This window comes from Streptomyces sp. NPDC021100, assembly GCF_044333095.1.
Lineage (GTDB): Bacteria > Actinomycetota > Actinomycetes > Streptomycetales > Streptomycetaceae > Streptomyces.
In genome coordinates, this window is the sequence record NZ_JBIRQH010000016.1 from 79,728 (window position 1) to 97,549 (window position 17,822).

Here is a 17,822-nt window from a genome sequence, read left to right on the forward strand (position 1 = left end):
GCCATCCCCCTACGCTCGGCCGGACATGGCAGGCGGCAAGGAAAGAGGAGGCGGCGATGGCGGAGATCGTCCTCATCCCCGGGTTCCGGCTGGGCGCATGGGTCTGGGAGGACGTGGCACGGGCACTGCGGGCGGCGGGACACCGCGTCCACCCGGTCACCCTGACCGGACTGGCCGAACGGGCGGCCGAGGCGACGCCGGAAGTGGACGTCCGCACGCACACCGACGACGTCATCCGCGTCATCGAGGACGGCGGCCTCCGGGACGTGGTGCTGGTGGGGCACAGCGGGGCGTGCGTGCCGGCGCCGGCGCGGCGGCCCGGATCCCGGACCGGATCGCGCGGACCGTGTACGTGGACACGGGCGTACTGCCGGCGGACATGGCGGTGATCGACTTCAACGACCCGCAGACGCAGGTCGAATGGCGCGACCGGGTCACGAAGGAGGGCGACGGCCGGCGGCTCCCACCCCCACCGTTCGACCCGGCGACGGCCCCGGCCGACCTGGCCGGCCTCTCCGACGACCACCTCACCCGCCTCCGCACCCTGGCCACCCCCCAGCCCTTCGCGACGGTGACGGGCACCCTGGACCGCCCCGCGCCTCCCATGGAGGCCCCCTCCACGATCATCGCCTGCACTTTCACCCCCGCCCAGGCCCGCACCCTGGCCGCCACCGGCGACCCGGTCTTCGCCCCCATGGCCCGCATGGACCTCCGCCACCTCCCGACGGGCCACTGGCCGATGCTCTCGCGCCCGGCGGACCTGGCGGCGCTGCTGGACGAGGTGGCCTCCGGTCGCCGGCTGCTCGGCGGAGGAGGCGGCGAGGGCGGCTGACCGTGTCGCATCCCGGTCGCGCTCGGCCACCGGGGTGGCCGTGGGCCAGGCCGTATGGCGACGATGCTTCCGGCCGCGCCGGACCAAGGCCGAGGGGACCGGTGCACAGCCCGGCCGCGCCGGTGCGTAACCGCCTGACGCGCGGAAGATGCCGGCCGTACCGACGTTCGCTGAGCAGCGCGAGGCCGACCGCCGTGCGGCTGCCGAGGCTGCGGGCCCGCGTGTGGCAGCGATGCGGGAGTGCGCCGGGGAGCACGTGCGGCCCCGGTTGTTCCGCCCGGCGGCGGCGAGACGCTGTGCCCGTCATGCCGCTGCGCTGATGCCGAAGCCGGTGCCGCCAGTGCCGTCGATGCCGCTGTGCGTGGTGGCGCCGCTGTCCGTGAGCTGCTGCGTGGGCGCTGGGCGGAGGTGGCGGGGTGAGCCACTACGGCCCTTTTGAATGCCGGGACCGCGGCGACACCGCCGGGCCGTTCGTCCGCGTCGGCGCGTCACTCATCTGTGAGGACTGCGACGACGCGAGCAGGGCGGTTCTCGCCGAGCTGCGGGCGCAGGCGACGGAGGCGGGGCAGCGACCGACGAGCGAATGCCCTGGTACATGTGGTTGGTCCTTGGTGGCGCGCTGGGCATGTCTGCGCCGGGCGAGTATGACCTCGCTGTGGTTGGCAGGTTGGGATCCCGCCGTGGCGTGGGTCATGCCCCTTGTGGTGTCGGTGTACGGGGCCGTGGCGGCCGGAGCCGACAGGGCGGCGGATCGCGCGTCATGCCCCAGTTCTGCGGACAGGTCATCGACCGTCGGCGCGCTGCCGGCGTCTGGATGGCCGACGATCACGAGGAGAAGCCGTTGTTCCTCCGCTGTGATGTCGAAGTCCACGTTTCCCCTGTGCGCGCGGGGAGCCGTCCCCAGGCTCCAGTCGGATGCGCAGGCATCGCAGCGGCCGCCCCTGGGTGACGTATCGCCTCACGTCGTCCGTGTGCGGGTAGGGGCGTTCCGGGTAGGGGCGAACGAGTCGGTAGATCTCTTCGATGTCCCGGTCTCCGAGGAGGAAGTAGCGGATGCCGGGGCCCAGGTTCAGGCAGAGCCGACGGCGGCCGTCGCCACGGGCGCCGTAGGGGAGTGATCCCAGTTGTCGACGTGGAGGCCGAGACGTCGTCCGGTGGTGGGGTCTTCAGCCGTGGCGCACGCGTCTCCGGGATCCGTGACGCAGCCCAGGAAATCGGCAGGCCGGCGGTCAGCGAACGGATAGAGGCCGGCGGCGGTGGTGTGGATGTGCGGTGCCTCTTCCATTCGCATGACCGGCAGGGGCTGGCGTACCAAGTCGATCAGGGTGCCGTCGGGGGTGCCGGGCTCGGCCTCGAACCACTGGGCTTCCCGCGGGTTCAGTGGCCGCCAGTCGCCGGCGGGCACGACCGCCCTCTCTTCGTAGTCCGTCTCACCGCGGCTCAGCCGGGCGGACCCGATCTCGCACCGCTCCCGAAGGCTTCCGCACTGGCCGAACAGCAAGCTCACTGCTGCCATAGTGTCCCTCTCGTCTTTGGGGGTGTCCGGTGGGTTCGCGCTGCCGCTCACCAGACAACGCATTGGAATCACTATTCACCTGAATGCCCGTATTAGAGTTGGGCGAATATCGGGCATATGGATGCAGAGGTGCATTCGGCATGCTAGCGAGAGACAGCACTAGAGGGAGTGTCTGATGAGCGACGCTTTTGGTGGCGCCATGGTTCCTGACGCGGCCGAGGCCGCCATGGAACTTGCGACGCTGGTCGTCGGCAAGGGCGTTGGCGGAACGATCACTCAGGACATGATGGATAAAGCTCAGCAGGTACAACAAGCGAGCGGAAAGTAGCCTCCTTCCAGAGGAAGGGGCGATCTGGACCGACAGAACCAGATCGCCTTCGGCGGGGGTCACCCGTCGTCGAGGTCTTCGCCGTAGGTGACCTCCAGCTCGACCGCCAGGGCATCGGCCAGTTGGGCAACCTGGGCACGGTCGATCAGGACTCTCTTGAGCGCGGCCGCTCTCCGCAGCGTGCTCAGGTCGTTGCCTCGGAGGTCGCAGTCGCGGTGTTTGCCACCCTCGAACTCGGTAGCCGCAGGTCACACGCTTCGAGGACCGCTGAGCCGAGGTCACTGGCCTGGACGGTCGTGTCCCGCGGGGTGCACTTCGAGAAGATCAACGGGCCGGTGGCGCGGACTCGGTCGAGGGTGGCGTAGTCGAACTTGCAGTTCTCGAAGAGCACGTTGCCTCGCGGTCGTCAACGGCGGGGGCGAAGGACGGGTGGGCCCGAAGCCAGGAGGCATGAGGGCCTGCACGCCGGGGATGGCCGTGATCCGGGTGAGGCCGGCGGCGAGGGCTGGGGCGCCGGCGGCCCGTGGGAGGGCGGAGGGGATGCCGGAGGCGTCGATGATGACGGGCAGGAGTGCGGCGAGGGTAATGGCGGTCTGCACGGTGGTACGGGCGGTGCGCCGGTGGCGTCGGTCTAGAGGTGGTGGCCTTTCGTGAAGGCCGTGCCCGGGGACTCCGGAGAGCCCCCGGGCACGGGCGGTTGGTCAGGTGTCGGGTGTGGGAGTGGCGAGGGGATCGTGGTCACGGGCGGCAGCGCGTTCCCGGAGGTGTTCCGAGGCGACGACTGCTTGGACGGGCACGACGCCGTTACCAAGGGCTTTGAGCCGGGCGGCGCGGGACAGACCGGGATGGGGCCCGTGGTCCGGCGCAGGCCCGCCTTCCATTCGAACAGCAGGGGACTTGGGCCGCGTCCGGCAGAGCCCGGAGCAGTCGAGGAGGGGAAGGGCAACTCTCTTTGATTGCGTATAGTTACCGCAATTGATCAAGGTGTTGTCATGAGCACCTTCGCCACCCGTGTGTCCGAGGAGGACCGGCATGTCGTTAGAGAAGGACGATGCGATCGTCTCCCTGGTGGGGGACGCCGACCTCGCAGCAGGCAGGAAGATGCGGGCGAGCAGTTCCTCCACGGGGCAGGAGCCCGAGCGGCTCACCGACAGGTGGTGGGAGTCCGGGTACAAGGCCCCGTTCCCCCAGTGGCTCGCGGTAGACCTTGGGTCACAGCGCATGGTGCGCCGGATCGTGCTGAAGACGCCCGAGCACTGGCCCGCGCAGAACCAGACGCTGACCGTTGAAGGCAGTCAGGACGGGACGACATTCACCACGCTCGTACCCTCCGCCGCCTACGACTTCACGCCGCAAGCGACCATCGACCTTCCCGGCGACGGCGCCTCGACCCGCTACGTGCGACTGCTCTTCACGGCCAACAACGGCCCCGACCCTTGGGGTGAACGAGGGGCGTTCCTCTCCGGGTTCGAGGTGTATGGCCAGGACAGCCCGCCGCTCGTTCCAGCCCCCGGCAAGTCGGGTCGGAAACAACTGGTCTACAGTGCCCAGCGCTCCTTCGTGGGCAGCGTCTGGCTCGACTTCTACGGTGAGCTCAGCTGGGACGGCAAGGGCGGCTACACCATCGACGGCACACTGAAGGCCGAGAGCTCAAACGACGCACGGCGCTCCACCGTCTGGTTGGAGTACGGCGGCGAGAACGAGTCGTGGAAGAAGTCCCCGGAGACGGATACCTCTCATGGCCGCTCCTCGCGCCTGGCCGTTCACGTGACCGGGAAGCTCGCTCCCGGGGAGAAGCTGGAGGTGCGCCTCGGCTCGTGGCAGCAAGGCGCCTTCGGTATCGGCACCGTCGAGAACTCCAAGTCGGATCAGTTCGTCATCTCCTGACGCGCTACCCACCTGGTCGGGCGTAGTGGCTCGCAGGCACAGCCTTTGTATCGGAGCAAGGCGTCACGCCTCATCCGCGCGCTCTAGGTGTATTGCTCACGAGCGTTGTTGACACTCGTGGGTCCTTGATCATGGCGAAGGCCTCCGGTGTGGTGGAGGTGTCGAATCTTCACCGCACGCCGGAGTCCTTCGTGTCCCACCGTAATGCCCGGCTGACCGTCCATGGCAGACGTCTGCTGGTTGAACGTGTTCTTTCCGGCCGTCCTGTGGCCCATGTGGCCGCGGAGATGGGCGTCTCGCGGACGACCGCGCACAAGTGGGTGCGCCGGTTCGCGGCCGAGGGCGAGAGGGGACTGCTCGACCGCTCCAGCCGGCCCCGGATCACGCCCCACCGGGCGGCACCTGCCGTCGAGGGCCGGGTGTGTGCCCTGCGCATGGGCCGGAAGCCGGGCCCGGCCCGTATCGGGCCGGTCCTGGGCCTGGCCCCCTCGACCGTGCACCGGATCCTGGTTCGGCACGGACTGAACGGCCTGGCCTGCCTGGACCGGCCCACTGGGCAGGTGATCCGCCGCTACGAACGCGAGCGGCCCGGCGAGCTCGTCCACGTGGACGTCAAGAAGCTCGGCCGGATCCCCGGCGGAGGCGGCCGGCGCGTCCACGGCCGGGCAGCCTGCCCCGACCGCCGGCGCACCACCGGATTCGACTGCATCCACTCCGCCGTCGACGACCACTCCCGCCTGGCCTACAGCGAGGTTCACGGTGACGAGAAGGCCGCGACCTGCGCGGGCTTCCTCACCCGCGCGGCCGCCTTCTTCCGCTCCCACGGCATCACCCGCATCGAACGGGTCCTCACGGACAACGCCTGGGCCTACCGCAAGGGCCTGGCCTGGAGACAAGCCCTGATCACCCTGGGAGCGACCGGCAAGCTCACCCGCGCCTACCGGCCGCAGACCAATGGCAAGGTCGAACGCTTCAACCGCACCCTGCTCGACGAATGAGCCTACATCCGGCCCCACGCCAGCAACGACGAGCGGACCGCGGCCCTGGCAGACTTCCTCCACACCTACAACCACCACCGATGCCACACGCACTCGGAGGCCACCCACCGATCACCCGCGTCAACAACGCTGCGGAGCAATACAGAGGACGAATTCCATGTCCTTCGTCACACCTTCGCGTCCGTGGTGCCGCATGCCGGCGAGACGATCGTTTAGCTCGCGGCCTGGCTCGGCCACAGCGACCCGGCGCGCACTCTCCGGACCTACGTGCACTTCATGCCGAAATCCGGGGCACGGGGAATGGCTGAACTTGGCGCGCTCCTCGCATTCGCCGTCCGCGTGGCCGTGGAGGTGCGGCAGGAAGGGAATGCGAGCGTCCCGATCGAAACTCCCCAGATACTCCCCACAGGGCGAAAAGAAACCCCTCAGCTCTGCGTTTCCGCAGGTCAGAGAGGTTAGGGGCGGACGAGTCGGCCTGTACGCCGGGTTCTGTCTCCCGGGGTCCTTGCGGGCCCTGGGGAGGCGGCCATCCATCTAGGCCTGCCGTTGCCGGCAGGCTCGTGCGGTCTACCCGCGGACTCGGGCGGGCAGCCCTCGATCGTCCGCGCAGGGCCACCGGTGAAGGCGGCCCCTCTTGACCTTGCTCCGGGTGGGGTTTACCTAGCCGCCTGAGTCACCTCAGGCGCTGGTGGTCTCTTACACCACCGTTTCACCCTTACCGGGAATCCGAAGATCCCCGGCGGTCTGTTTTCTGTGGCACTGTCCCGCGGGTCACCCCGGGTGGGCGTTACCCACCACCCTGCCGTGTGGAGCCCGGACGTTCCTCGGGGGATCCGAAGATCCCACGCGGCCGCCCGGCCGGCTCGTCCGCCGTGTGGACCATGGTACCGGGCGGTCGGGGGAGGCGGTCACGCCGGGGCATCGGGTCGGGACGTCACGCCGGGGCGAACCAGACCTTGTCGCGGCCCGGGTTCGCCTCGATCAGGCGGACGCGCGTCCGGTGGCCGAGGTGGAGCGGCGGGCCGTCGGGGTCGCCCTCGACGTGGCCCACGACGGCGGGTTCGTAGAGGTGGACCGTGCCCGCGGTCGGGCGGCGGTCGATCACGTCGACCACGTACGCGTCGAAGACCTCGCCGATGCGGTCGCGGAGCAGCGCCGCCTCCACCAGGTCGACGCACTCGCGCTCCGCCTCCGCGGCCCGGCGGGAGCCGGCGGCCATCTCGGCGGGGAGGGCGTCGAGGGCGGTGCGGACCCACTCGGGGGCGGAGGCGCCGGTCACCGCCGCCACGCAGCACTCCAGCGTGTAGCGGTCGGCCAGGCGGCGCAGCGGGGCCGTGCAGTGGGCGTAGGGGGCGGCGACGGCCGCGTGGACGGGGTCGGCGGGCGGGGGGCGCTCGGCGGGGCGTTCGCGGTCGAAGACCGCGTAGCCCGCGCCGCGCAGCAGGGCCGTGCACTCCTGGAGGAACGCCGCGTGCTGCGGGTGCGCCGGGTCCAGGGCCCGCAGGACGACGGCGTACGGCATGTCGTCCGGCCAGTTCACGCCCAGCGCGCGGGCCGCCCGGCGCAGGGCGGCGACCGCGGGCTCGGGAGCGGCGGGCAGGGTGCGGAGGACGCCGGTGCCCGCCGCGAGCATCAGGTCGGCGGCGGCCATGCCCGTCAGCAGGGAGAGCTGCGCGTTCCAGCCCTCCACGGGCGGTGGCGTCCGGTACTCCAGGACGTAGCGGCCGTCCTGCCGGACGATCTCCTGCTCGGGGGCGTTCAGCGAGACGCCGCCGCGTTCCCGTTCCCGCTCCTGCCGGAGCAGGCCCGTCTCGCGGAGCAGGGCCAGCGGCTCGTCGGCGGTGCCGGTGTCGAGGGCCCGCTGGACGCCCGGGTAGTCCAGGCGGGCGCGGCTGCGGACGAGGGCCCGGCGCAGGTCCGTACGGACGACGGCCCCGTCCGCGTCCAGGTCGAACTCCCACAGCAGCGCCGGCCGGTCGTGGTCGGGCAGCAGGCTCGCCGCGTCCTCGGAGAGGACGGCGGGGTGGAGGGGGACGCGGGTGTCCGGGTAGTAGACGGTCACCGCGCGGCGGTGCGTCTCCGCGTCCAGCGGGCCGCCGGGGGTGACGAAGGACGCGACGTCGGCGATGGCGTAGTGGAGGCGGTAGCCGCCCTTCGCGCGGCGGGCCAGGTGCAGGGCCTGGTCGAGGTCCTTCGACCCGGGCGGGTCGATCGTGAACAGGGGCAGCGCCGTCGCGTCGTACGCCGGGACGCGGGGCCGCCGCCGCGCGGCACGGTCCGCCTCCGCCCGGACGTCCGCGGGGAACCCGGCGGGGGCGTGCGTCCGCTCGCGCAGCTCGCGCAGCGCTCTCTGCAGCGGGGCGCGGTCCTCGTCCGTCACCCGCATCGTGCGGCGGGGCATGATCCGAGCGTAGGGGCGGGCCGGGCGGGTGGCGCGGTGAGTGTGGCGTACGGCGTTAGGCTCGCCGGGGCCGCCGTAAGAACCTCGCCGGGGCCGCCATCGGAACAGGGACACAAGGAGAACCGATCGTGCTCGTGCTGCTGCCGCCGTCCGAGGGGAAGGCCACCGGCGGGACCGGGGCCCCGGTGGACACCGGCGCCCTCTCCCTCCCGGGGCTCGCCGCCGCGCGGGACGCCGTGCTCGCCGAGCTGGTGGAGCTGTGCTCGGGTGACGAGGAGAAGGCGGCCGACGTGCTGGGGCTGAGCCCCGGGCTGCGGGGGGAGGTCGCCAAGAACGCCGGGCTGCGGACGGCCGGCACCCGGCCCGCCGCCGAGATCTACACCGGCGTCCTCTACGACGCGCTCGGCCTGACCACGCTCCCGGCGGCCGCCCGGCGCGCCGCCGAGCGGTCGCTGCTGGTCTTCTCCGGGCTGTGGGGCGCGGTGGGCGTCGGGGACGCCATTCCGTCCTACCGGTGTTCGATGGGGGTGAAGCTGCCGGGGCTGGGCGCGCTCGGCGCGTTCTGGCGCGGGCCGATGGCGGAGGCGCTGCCCGCCGCCGCGGGGGAGGGCCTTGTCCTGGACCTGCGCTCGGCCGCCTACGCGACGGCCTGGAAGCCGAAGGGGGACGTGGCGGAGCGCACGGTGACGGTGCGGGTGCTGCAGTCGCGGGTCGTGGGCGGGGTCGAGAAGCGGTCCGTGGTCAGCCACTTCAACAAGGCGACCAAGGGGCGGATGGTCCGCGACCTGCTCGTGGCCGGGGCCGTGCCCGCGGGGCCGGGGGAGCTGGTCGTGGCGTTGCGGGACCTGGGGTACGTGGTGGAGGGCGGCGCTCCGGAGAAGGCGGGGCGGCCGTGGGCGGTGGACGTGGTGGTGACCGAGCTCTGAGGATCCCCGGGGGGCAGGCGCCCAACGGGCCTTGCTGTCCGGTGGGTTGGGCGACGGATGCGTGTGGGGGTGGCCGGGGCCGTCGTCCGGGCGGCGGCCCCGGCCCGCCCGGCTACAGGAACTTCACGCTGTGGAAGTCGTCGAGCGTGACCGTCTTCGTACCGCTCTTCGGGATGTCCGCGAAACCGCCTTCGCCGCAGACGGTGCTGAGGTACACCCGGGCCGTCCTGTTCGTGCTGTTGGCCATCTTGTTGGCGCCGAACTCGAAGAAGAGACAGACGTTGTTCGTCGGGTCCACGAAGGTGCGGGTGAACCCCGTGGCGCGGCTCTGGTCGATGAACTCGCCGGAGGCGGCCGGTGCGGTGGTGGCGAGACCGGTGGTCAGGGCCAGGGCCGCCGGCGAGGACCAGGGCCGGCCTCGCCGCCCGGCGCCGTGAGGAGGTGGACACTGCGTACCCCCCTCGTGGGCGGAGGGCCGCCGGTCTCCGGGACCGGCGGCACGGGCACCGCGTGGACGCCGCCCCGTCCGCCCTTCGAAGGGAGAATTCGCCCCCTCCGTCCGGAAGAGAAGAGCCCTGTCCGGGTATCACCTGTTCGGAGTATCGCGTTCCGCCATCACCCGTTCGGGCCATACACCTGCCGCTCCCACGGGAGTATCCAGGGGGTTGGGCAGCGCGATAGGGGGCGGCATGAGCACTCCGGCACCGATCCGGGTACTGCGCGGAACCGACCTGCTGGACCTGGGCTTCGGGTTCGTCGGGCTGAAGTTCGACGACCGGCCGGGGAGCCGGCGGCTGATCCGCGCCGATCCACAGCAGGACGGGCTGCTCGTCGTCACGCTCGGGCCGCAGCACGTCACGGAGCACGCGCTGTTGGAGGAGGGGACCGATCCGGATCCGCGGGACGCGCCCGTCGGCTCGCTGGTCAGCGGGCGGAGCGTCCTCGTCTTCGAGGTCGGGGCGCAGGACGCGGTCGAGTACTCCGAGGCGGGGCTGCTGGCGGCCATGCGCGTGCTGCCGCTGCGCGTCGTCGACGCCGCCCGGGAGGCCGACCCGGCGGTGGTCGCACTGCCGCCGCCCGGCGCGGAGGCGGGTGGGGCAGGCGGGGCGGGCGGGATGGGCCCGGAGGGGGCGGATGGCGCGCGGGTGGAGGGGAGAGCAGGGGCGGATGGCGCGCGGGTGGAGGGGAGAGCAGGGACGGATGGCGCGCGGGCGGAGGGGGGAGCAGAGGCGGACGGTGACGCCACGGACCGGGCCCTCGCCCTCGTACGGCTGCTGCGCACCACCGCCCAGCTCACCGCCCGGTACGGCGTGGAGGCCACCCTCGCCGCGGCCGCCGACCCCGACGCACCGCCCGTCCCCCGTAACCCCGAGAACCCGCTCGCCGACCCCGCCCACCCCCGCACCGGCATCGAACTGCCGTACCGGCTCCTGCTGTCGCCCCCGCGGCAGGCCCGCTGGATCCACCGGGACGAGGTGGACGCCCCCGGGCCGGGTGAGCGGGTGGAGCTGTGGCACACCCGGCTGTCCGGGGGGACGGTCCGCGCGGTGTGGAACCGCGACCGCGACCCGGGGACGCCCGCCCCTGAGGTGACACGGCTTCCGCTGACCCCCGGAGACCGCACCGACCTCGTCGAACTCACCGCACACGACGGGCTGTCCACGGTGGAGGGCAAGCCGATCACGCCGCTGCCGGTGAGAGCCCGCACGCTGATGCTGTCGGCGCTCGGCGGCTGGCTGGAGAGCGCCGGGCAGTGGCCCGAGCGGCCTGCCGGCATCGACCTGTCGGACTGGCGGCAGCACACCACCCTCGGCCGGGACCACTACGTGCGGGTGATGCACGAGGGGTACCTGTGCCCCTTCGGGCACCGCGCGGCCGTTGTGACGGTCACCGAACGGAAGTTCAAGGACCCGCGGACCGCCTTCCTCTTTCAACGCTTCTACGTCCTCGTCCGACAGCCCCTGCGCACCTACGACCCGGGGCGACCGCTGCCCGCCAAGGACGGTGACCCGGCCGCCGACCTCACCAACCTCCTCTTCCCGTTCACCAGCGTCCGGCTGGACACCCTCGTCACCCCGAACCTCGTCCACCTGCCCGATCCGCCCACCTCCACCTGGTTCTTCCCGGCGACGGCCACCGAGGAGCCGTTCCTGTTCAAGGCCACGGCGGTGGACCACCAGGGGCGGATCATCGAGTTCCGCACCCCGCTGCTCTTCGTCCCCGAACATCTGAGCCGGGGGGCCCAACTCGCCGCCGTTCTCGACGAGTACAACCGCCCGTCCCTGCCCCCGGTGCCGGCACCCGACGGCTCCCGGACCGCCGTCACCGTCGACCCGCCCACGTTCAACAGCGCCGCGCTGCTCGGCCAGTCCGTGGCCCTGGCGCCGCCCGTCAAACCGGACGACACCAGCGTCGACGTGGCCCACCTCGTCTGGGCCGCCGCCGCGCCACCCGCCCTCGCCGTCCCGGACCCGGCCCATCCGGCGCCCGGTGAGGCGCACTTCATCCCGCAGCTGAGCTGGGCCACCGCCGCCGTCCCCGCCGTCGGCGCGCTGACGGGAGGCGGTACCGCCGCCGTGCCCGTGATGTACGCGCGGCGGTACGCCCTGTCCGGCTTCGCGGCGGCGACCCAGGGAGCCAGGAAGGGCAACCCGGGCGAGGTCTTCCTCAGCCTGCTGCGCACCGGGGCCCCCGCGCTCGCCATGGACTTCGACAGCAGGCGCGACCGCTCCGGCGCGCTCGTCGCGCCCAGCTTCGACGTGGCGGGGCTGTCCCGCGCCACCGGCCCGGTCTCCGGGACCGGACCGGTCGCCACGGCCGTGGACCGCATCGCCGGCGGGGAGTTCGACCCCGCCGACTTCTTCGGCACCCTCGACATCAACTTCCTCGGCGTCCTCTCGCTCGCCGACGTCATCCGGCACATCCTGCCCGGCGACCCGCTGCCGGCCCTGCACGTCCCCAACTTCATCACCCAGACCGTCAGTTCGGTCACCGGGTTCCTCACCGACCTGCGCCGCGTCCGCGACCTGGCCGACAACGCCGCGCCCGGCCTGCCGCCCGCCGCACGGCAGGTGGCCGACACCGCCCGGCGGCTCGCCGAACTCGTCGCCGCCTACCTCGCCGAACACCTCTCCCATCCCTCCCTTCCCACCGCAGCGTCGCCGATGGGCGCGCCGCAGATGGCCGCGCCGCCGACGGCCGGTTCCTCGGCGGGGACCGGTCCGCCCACGGCAGGCGCGCCGCCAGGCGGCCCGCCGCCACCGAGTGCCGCGCCCGCCGCCGACCCGCCCGTCACCCTCCAGCAGATCGACGACGCCTTCGCCGCCTTCTCCACCGCCCTCACCAGCCTCCTCACCTCCCTCCCGGCCACCGCCGACCCCGGCCTCCGCACCCTGCTCACCCGGGTCCGGGAACAGGTCGACACCTGGACCACCGCCGCCGGGCAACTGCCCTCCCTCCGCGACGCGCTCCAGCAGGCCGCCCGGGGTCTGAAGCTCCCCGAGACGGTCAGCACCCGCATCGAGTGGAGCCCGCAGATCAAGCCCTGGCCCGACACCGGCGACCCGGTCTTCGTCCCGCACACCGAGGGCACCCGGACCGTCGGGCGGCTCTCCCTCGTCGTCGACCTGCGCGGCTCGCTGCGCCCGGACGTGTCCTCCGGGGCCGACGTCACGTGCTCGCTGGAGGAGTTCGACCTCGTCCTCATCCCCTCCTTCCAGGCCATGCGGCTGACCTTCGACCGAGTCCGCTTCCGGATGCGCGCGGGCGAGAAGCCGGACATCGACGTCGGCTTCCGGAAGGTCGAGTTCATCGGCCCGCTGTCCTTCGTCGAGACGCTGCGGCAGCTCATCCCCGTCAACGGCTTCAGCGACCCGCCCGGCATCCAGGTCACCACGGCCGGCATCACCGCCCGCTACGGCATCCCCCTCCCCAATCTCGCCGTCGGCGTCTTCAGCCTGGAGAACATCCGCCTGGACGCCTACCTGGACCTGCCGTTCATCGGCCGGCCGCTGGAGATCGGCTTCTCCTTCTGCAGCCGCCAAGCCCCCTTCCGGCTCACCGTGTCCCTGCTCGGCGGCGGCGGCTTCTTCGGCATCGTCATCACGCCGAAGCACGTCGCCGTCCTGGAGGCAGCCCTGGAGTTCGGGGCCGCCGTCTCCATGAACCTCGGTGTGGCGAGCGGGAGCCTGTCCGTGATGGCAGGTATCTACTTCCGGCTCGAACTCGCCACCTCCGAATGCCGGATCACCGGCTACTTCCGCGCCCGCGGCGAGGTCGACGTCCTCGGTATCATCTCCGCCTCCATCGAACTCCTCCTGGAACTCACCTACGACAGCGGCAGCGGAACCGTCTACGGCCGGGCCCGGATCTCGATCAGCGTCCACATCGGGTTCTGGTCCCAGTCGGTCACCATCGAGTGCGAGAAGCGGTTCCTGGGCGCCGGGCACTCCCCGAGCCCGCTCACCGCGGCCGACGACGCCGTGCGGCCCCCCACGTTCGCCCAGATGATGGCGCCCTACCCCGACCCGGTGACCGGGCTGCCGCGCGACCCGGTCGACGAGTACTGCACCGCCTTCGCGGAAGTGAGCTGACGCCATGCCCGAGACGATCCGGTGGACCGTACTGCCCGACGGAACCGCCGCCGACGGCCGGCTCCGCCTCACCGTCCTGGTCAGCCCCCGCCTCACCGGGGGGACCACGCTCGACGCCTTCCCCGCCTTCCACGACTGGCCCGGCACCCTCGGCCGTTACGCGGCCGCCCTGCGGATCGAGTTCCGCGCGCCCGGCACCACCGGGCCCGGGACCGCCGTGCCCGTCGCCCCGCGGCAGGACCGCTATCCGCCCGCCGACAGCGACCTGTGGAAGGCCCTCTTCCCGACCACCTCCCCCGTGCGCCCGCCCGCCGGCGCCTTCGCCGCCGCCGCGGCCGTGCCGCCCACCCTGCGCTCCTATCCGGCCCGGGACGTCCACGACCGGATCGGCACCCTCTACGAGGCCGTCGCCACGGCCACCGCCCGCCGCCGGGCCTTTCCGTCCAGCGGCGAGGGCGCGGCCCCGTCCGGCGGCGAGGATGCGGTCCCGTCCGGGGGCGCGGTCCCGCCCGGCGACGGCGCCGCCACGCCGCCCGCCACCTGGGACCACCCCACCACCGGCGACCTCCGCTCCCCGCTCCCGCCACCGCTGCTGGAGCTGGCCCGTGGCGTCGCCGCCTCCTACCCCGGCCTCGACCAGCTGATCGAACACGGCACGGGCGGGCCCGCGGCCGTCGCCGCCAACCCGTTCCGCCCCCGGTACATGGACCGCACCAGCGACGCGTACCGGGGCAACGCCGCCGCCCACAACCTCGCGGAGGCGTACCGCTTCTACGACCGCCCCCAGGTACCCGCGCCGCCCCCGCCCACGGCACCCGACGTCGACTTCCACACCGCCTGCGCGCTGCTCGCCGACTACCCCGAACTCCTGCGCCGCTTCGGCCTCGCCGTCGACCTGCTGGTCACCCCGCCACCGGGGCTCGCCGACCGCTGGCAGGCGCGGGTCCGGTTCACCGCGGACCAGCAGCCGCTCAACGACGACGAGGGCCTGCGGCCGTGGACGGACCTGCGCTACGTCGCCGGGAGCCGCTTCGAGCCGTACGCCCCGGACGACGGCCCGTACGGGCGGCGGATGCTCCGGCTCGGCGGGGACGGGATCCTGGTCACCGACCTGGACATGGACGGCGCCGCGATGAAGTTCGTGGAGTTCTCCCGGATCGTGGACCAGACGCTCGCCGCGATGGCCGACCCCAAGGTGTCCGTCGCCCCGGACAGCACGGCCCCGCCCGCCCTGCACGGCGCCGGCCTCACCGTCTTCCGGGAGGGCCGGGACGTGGAGCTCGCCGACCGGATGGAGGCCGACGCCCGGCACACGGCCGGCGTCGGCCCGGTGGGCCAGACGCCCGCCGTCGCCGTCCTCGACGCCTCCGACCTCGTCCGCGGGTACCGCGTCGACGTGGGCGTGGTCGAGGAGCCGGGGGAGGCGGGGGTGGCAGGGGCTGATGGAGAGACGGGTGGTGGCGATGGTGATGCCGCCGCGCCCGTCACCGTCTGGCGTCCGCTGTGCGCCCGGACCGGCCGCTACGCGATCCGCCGCCCGGGGCAGCCCGTCCTGCCGCTGACCGTCGCCCCCGACGAGGGGCACGTCAAGGCCACCGCCGTCACCCACGACAAGAGGGACGACAACCAGCTCTACGTCCACCAGGCCCTCTGCGGCTGGCACGGCTGGAGCCTGGCCGCGCCGCCGCCCGGCCGGACCCTCGGACCGGACGACCGGCCCCGGGTGCCCGCGCCCGAGGTGTCGCCGGTCTTCCCGCTGGACACCGCGTTCCGCCCGGTCAAGGGGTCGCTGCCCGCCCTGCGCTTCGGCCGGACGTACCGGCTGCGCGCCCGGCTCTGCGACCTCGCCGGCAACGGCCCCGGCCTCGACGCCGACACCCCCGACGGCACCGCCTCCGCTCCCGTCACCTACCGGCGCTGGGAGCCCGTGCCGCCGCCCGCGCTCGTACCCCGGTGGCCCTTCCTGGAGGGCGAGTCGGAGCCACGGATGGTCATCCGCAGCACCGTGCGCGACGACGGCACGCCCGTGCCGCCCGACGCCTGGGCGGTGATGCGCAACGGGCAGGTCCCCGACCACCGCGCCGAATCCCCCGTCGACGGACTCGACCGCCGCTACCGCGCCTGGGACGAACGGCACGTCAGCCCGCCCAAGACACCGCTCCAGACGGCCGAGCAACACGGCACGTACGACACCGTGTTCGGGCCCGACAAGGCGGACCTGGTCCGCCGCCGCTACTTCACCGCCGCGTCCCGAGAGGCCGGCAGCTACCTGGACACCGTCGTCAGCCTCCCCGAGAACCCCGACATCACCACCGACCTCAAACTCCTCGGTGAGATCAAGGTCGCGAAGCACGACGTCCACGACACCGAACCGCCGACCGACCTCCCCGTCCCCCGGGGGCAGGGCCTCCGGCCCGGCGAGTACGTCGTCCACCGGGGCGCGCAGCTCCTGCTGCCGTACCTGCCGGACGTCCCGGCCCGGGGCGTCTCCCTGCGCGGCCTGCCGGGGGCGCCGCCCAACGCCACCTACGACTTCCCCGGGCCCTGGCCGCAGGCCCGGCCGCTGCGGCTGAAGATCGTCGAGGGGGACGGGCCGCCCGTCTGGAGCGGCCTGCTGGAGCGCGAACTGACCGTCCGGCTGCCCAAGGCCACCGTCGCCACCGTCCGGATGAGCTGCCGCCTCGACCCCGCCGACCTCACCCTCTTCCGCGCCTGGGAACTGCTGACCGCCTCCAAGCTGTGGAACGACCCGGACCCCACCACCGGGCTGCCGCAGGCGAAGAAGGACGAGCTGACCGCCGCGGCCGCGAACGGCGAGAACTGGATGATCACCCCCTGGGTCGAACTCACCCTCGTCCACGCCGTGGAGAAGCCGCTCGCCGCACCGGAGCTCGGCCCGCTCGGCTTCCCCCGCGAGGAGGAACAGACCTTCACCCGGTTCTCCGGACGCCTCCACAGCCACGCCCGCAGCACCGGCCGCGTCGACATCGACGCGAGCTGGCAGGAGTGGACGGACGACGTGGCCCAGGACGCGCCCCAGCGCACCGAACGCCACGCGCGGATCGGACACTTCACCCTCGAACGCTTCGAGGACGACCACTCCCTCTTCGGCCTCCGCCACGAGTTCCGCGACACCCTGCACCGGGCCGTCACCTACACCCCGACCGCGACCACCCGGTTCCGCGAGTACTTCCACCCGGCCATCACCGACCAGCCCGCGCTGATCACCCGGAAGGGCCCGGCGAGCGCGGGGCCCGACGGCCGCGGCTGGCACGTCCCCAGCTCCCGCCGGCCCGAACCGCCCGACGTCAGCCACCTCGTCCCGACCGTCCGCTGGGAGCAGACCGTCGACCACGAACGGCACCGGGTGACCCGCACCCGCCGGCACGCCGGCTTCCGGGTGCACCTGCGCCGCCCCTGGTTCTCGTCGGGCGACGACGAGCTCCTCGCCGTCGTCCTCGATCCCGGTGCCGGTACCGGTACCGGTTCCGGTGGCCCGGGAACCGGCACCCCGCTGCCCGACGAGCTCGTCACCCGCTGCGCCACCGACCCGGTCTGGGCCGACCCCACGGCCCCGCCCCGGCTCACCCCGGCGAACTTCCCGGGCGCCGTGCTCACCGCCGACGGACGGGTGCTCGCCGAACCGGTGGGCGGCGCGCCCGCGACCGCCTCGGTCGCCGCGTTCGCCGCCGACTACGACCACGACCTGCGGCTGTGGACCTGCGACGTCGACGTCGACCTCGGGCCGGCCGCCGGCGCCACGGCCTACTTCCCCTACCTGCGCCTGGCCCTGGCCCGCTACCAGCCGTACTCCGTCGACCCGCTGCACCTGTCCAAGGTCGTGACCGCGGACTTCCTCCAACTGCTGCCCGACCGGACGGTCACCGCCACCATGACGTCCGCCGGTGCCGTCCGGCTGGAGCTGAGCGGTCCGGTCGCGCTGAACGCCCTGGGCAAGCGGGTCGGCACCGGCCAGGCCGCGATGGCCGCGAGCCGCCGCGTCCTCGCCTCCGTGGAACGGCGGGCCGTCGGCAGCGGCGACCTGGACTGGGCGGGCACCGGCACCGTCCTCGAACTCACCTGCGTCCCCCAGGGATCGTCCTTCGTCTGGTCCGGCGACCTGGTGCCACCGGCGCCGCAACTGCTGCCGCTCTCGGAGTACCGGCTGGTCGTGGAGGAGCACGAGGTCTACGCGACGGACAGCACGACGGCGACGGGCACGGTGGCCCCGGCCGGCGGCGGCACGGCGGTGCCGGTGGGCCGCCGGCTGATCCACGCGGACCGGTTCGGGCTGCTCGTGACGCCGCTGGGCCGGATCGTCCTCCGCGAATGACCGTCGGGG

At 73.0% G+C, this 17,822-nt stretch carries 10 protein-coding genes, 1 other RNA gene and 1 pseudogene; 8 read left to right on the plus strand and 4 right to left on the minus strand.

The features are described from left to right. The first annotated feature begins 56 nt into the window (after nucleotides 1-56). Nucleotides 57-389: an alpha/beta fold hydrolase gene (locus tag ACH4PU_RS25765; protein WP_398276553.1), complete on the plus strand. Its 333-nt coding sequence runs from the start codon at nucleotides 57-59 to the stop codon at nucleotides 387-389. Next, nucleotides 353-832 (plus strand): hypothetical protein, encoded by a 480-nt coding sequence (locus tag ACH4PU_RS25770; protein WP_398276556.1) that lies wholly within the window; start codon nucleotides 353-355, stop codon nucleotides 830-832. The genes ACH4PU_RS25765 and ACH4PU_RS25770 overlap by 37 nt, the downstream gene beginning before the upstream one ends. 1,069 nt (nucleotides 833-1,901) lie before the next feature. Here ACH4PU_RS25770 and ACH4PU_RS25775 read toward each other — a convergent pair. Beyond that, a complete protein-coding gene (locus ACH4PU_RS25775) occupies nucleotides 1,902-2,339 on the minus strand; it encodes a hypothetical protein (RefSeq protein ID WP_398276559.1) in 438 nt (145 codons plus the stop codon). 184 nt (nucleotides 2,340-2,523) lie between these two features. Between ACH4PU_RS25775 and ACH4PU_RS25780 the strand changes: the two genes are divergently transcribed. From ACH4PU_RS25780 to ACH4PU_RS25790, 3 genes and pseudogenes are all read left to right on the plus strand, one after another. Further along, nucleotides 2,524-2,676, plus strand: a complete 153-nt coding sequence (locus tag ACH4PU_RS25780) for a hypothetical protein (protein ID WP_398276562.1) — start codon at nucleotides 2,524-2,526, stop codon at nucleotides 2,674-2,676. 1,032 nt (nucleotides 2,677-3,708) lie between these two features. After that, nucleotides 3,709-4,563, plus strand: a complete 855-nt coding sequence (locus ACH4PU_RS25785; RefSeq protein ID WP_398276565.1) for a discoidin domain-containing protein — start codon at nucleotides 3,709-3,711, stop codon at nucleotides 4,561-4,563. 191 nt (nucleotides 4,564-4,754) lie between these two features. Then, nucleotides 4,755-5,704: pseudogene (locus tag ACH4PU_RS25790) on the plus strand (IS481 family transposase); the annotation flags it as partial. A 319-nt stretch (nucleotides 5,705-6,023) separates the two neighbouring features. Here ACH4PU_RS25790 and rnpB read toward each other — a convergent pair. Together rnpB and ACH4PU_RS25800 are read right to left on the minus strand one after the other, a co-directional pair. Beyond that, nucleotides 6,024-6,427, minus strand: an RNA gene (gene rnpB, locus ACH4PU_RS25795) — RNase P RNA component class A. 68 nt (nucleotides 6,428-6,495) lie between these two features. Continuing rightward, entirely contained in the window at nucleotides 6,496-7,962 is a 1,467-nt protein-coding gene (locus ACH4PU_RS25800; RefSeq protein ID WP_398276570.1) for an RNB domain-containing ribonuclease, read from the minus strand. A 128-nt stretch (nucleotides 7,963-8,090) separates the two neighbouring features. Between ACH4PU_RS25800 and yaaA the strand changes: the two genes are divergently transcribed. Further along, nucleotides 8,091-8,888 (plus strand): peroxide stress protein YaaA, encoded by a 798-nt coding sequence (gene yaaA, locus ACH4PU_RS25805; protein ID WP_398276573.1) that lies wholly within the window; start codon nucleotides 8,091-8,093, stop codon nucleotides 8,886-8,888. Between the two features lie 112 nt (nucleotides 8,889-9,000). Here yaaA and ACH4PU_RS25810 read toward each other — a convergent pair whose 3' ends face one another. Then, entirely contained in the window at nucleotides 9,001-9,186 is a 186-nt protein-coding gene (locus ACH4PU_RS25810) for a hypothetical protein (protein WP_398276575.1), read from the minus strand. Nucleotides 9,187-9,577: 391 nt separating this feature from the next. On the opposite strand from ACH4PU_RS25810, the gene ACH4PU_RS25815 reads away from it, so the two are divergent. Beyond that, complete coding sequence (locus ACH4PU_RS25815) at nucleotides 9,578-13,480, plus strand: hypothetical protein (RefSeq protein ID WP_398276578.1); 3,903 nt, start codon at nucleotides 9,578-9,580, stop codon at nucleotides 13,478-13,480. A 4-nt stretch (nucleotides 13,481-13,484) separates the two neighbouring features. Next, nucleotides 13,485-17,813, plus strand: coding sequence for a hypothetical protein (locus tag ACH4PU_RS25820; protein WP_398276581.1), 4,329 nt, complete (start codon nucleotides 13,485-13,487; stop codon nucleotides 17,811-17,813). Nucleotides 17,814-17,822 lie beyond the last annotated feature (9 nt).

Bases quoted from the DNA above. Each gene is read 5' to 3' on its own strand.
- ACH4PU_RS25765 (WP_398276553.1), top strand. From the start codon at position 57: ATGGCGGAGATCGTCCTCATCCCCGGGTTCCGGCTGGGCGCATGGGTC.
- ACH4PU_RS25780 (WP_398276562.1), top strand. From the start codon at position 2,524: ATGAGCGACGCTTTTGGTGGCGCCATGGTTCCTGACGCGGCCGAGGCC.
- ACH4PU_RS25785 (WP_398276565.1), top strand. From the start codon at position 3,709: ATGTCGTTAGAGAAGGACGATGCGATCGTCTCCCTGGTGGGGGACGCC.
- ACH4PU_RS25800 (WP_398276570.1), bottom strand. From the start codon at position 7,962: ATGCCCCGCCGCACGATGCGGGTGACGGACGAGGACCGCGCCCCGCTG.
- ACH4PU_RS25815 (WP_398276578.1), top strand. From the start codon at position 9,578: ATGAGCACTCCGGCACCGATCCGGGTACTGCGCGGAACCGACCTGCTG.
- ACH4PU_RS25820 (WP_398276581.1), top strand. From the start codon at position 13,485: ATGCCCGAGACGATCCGGTGGACCGTACTGCCCGACGGAACCGCCGCC.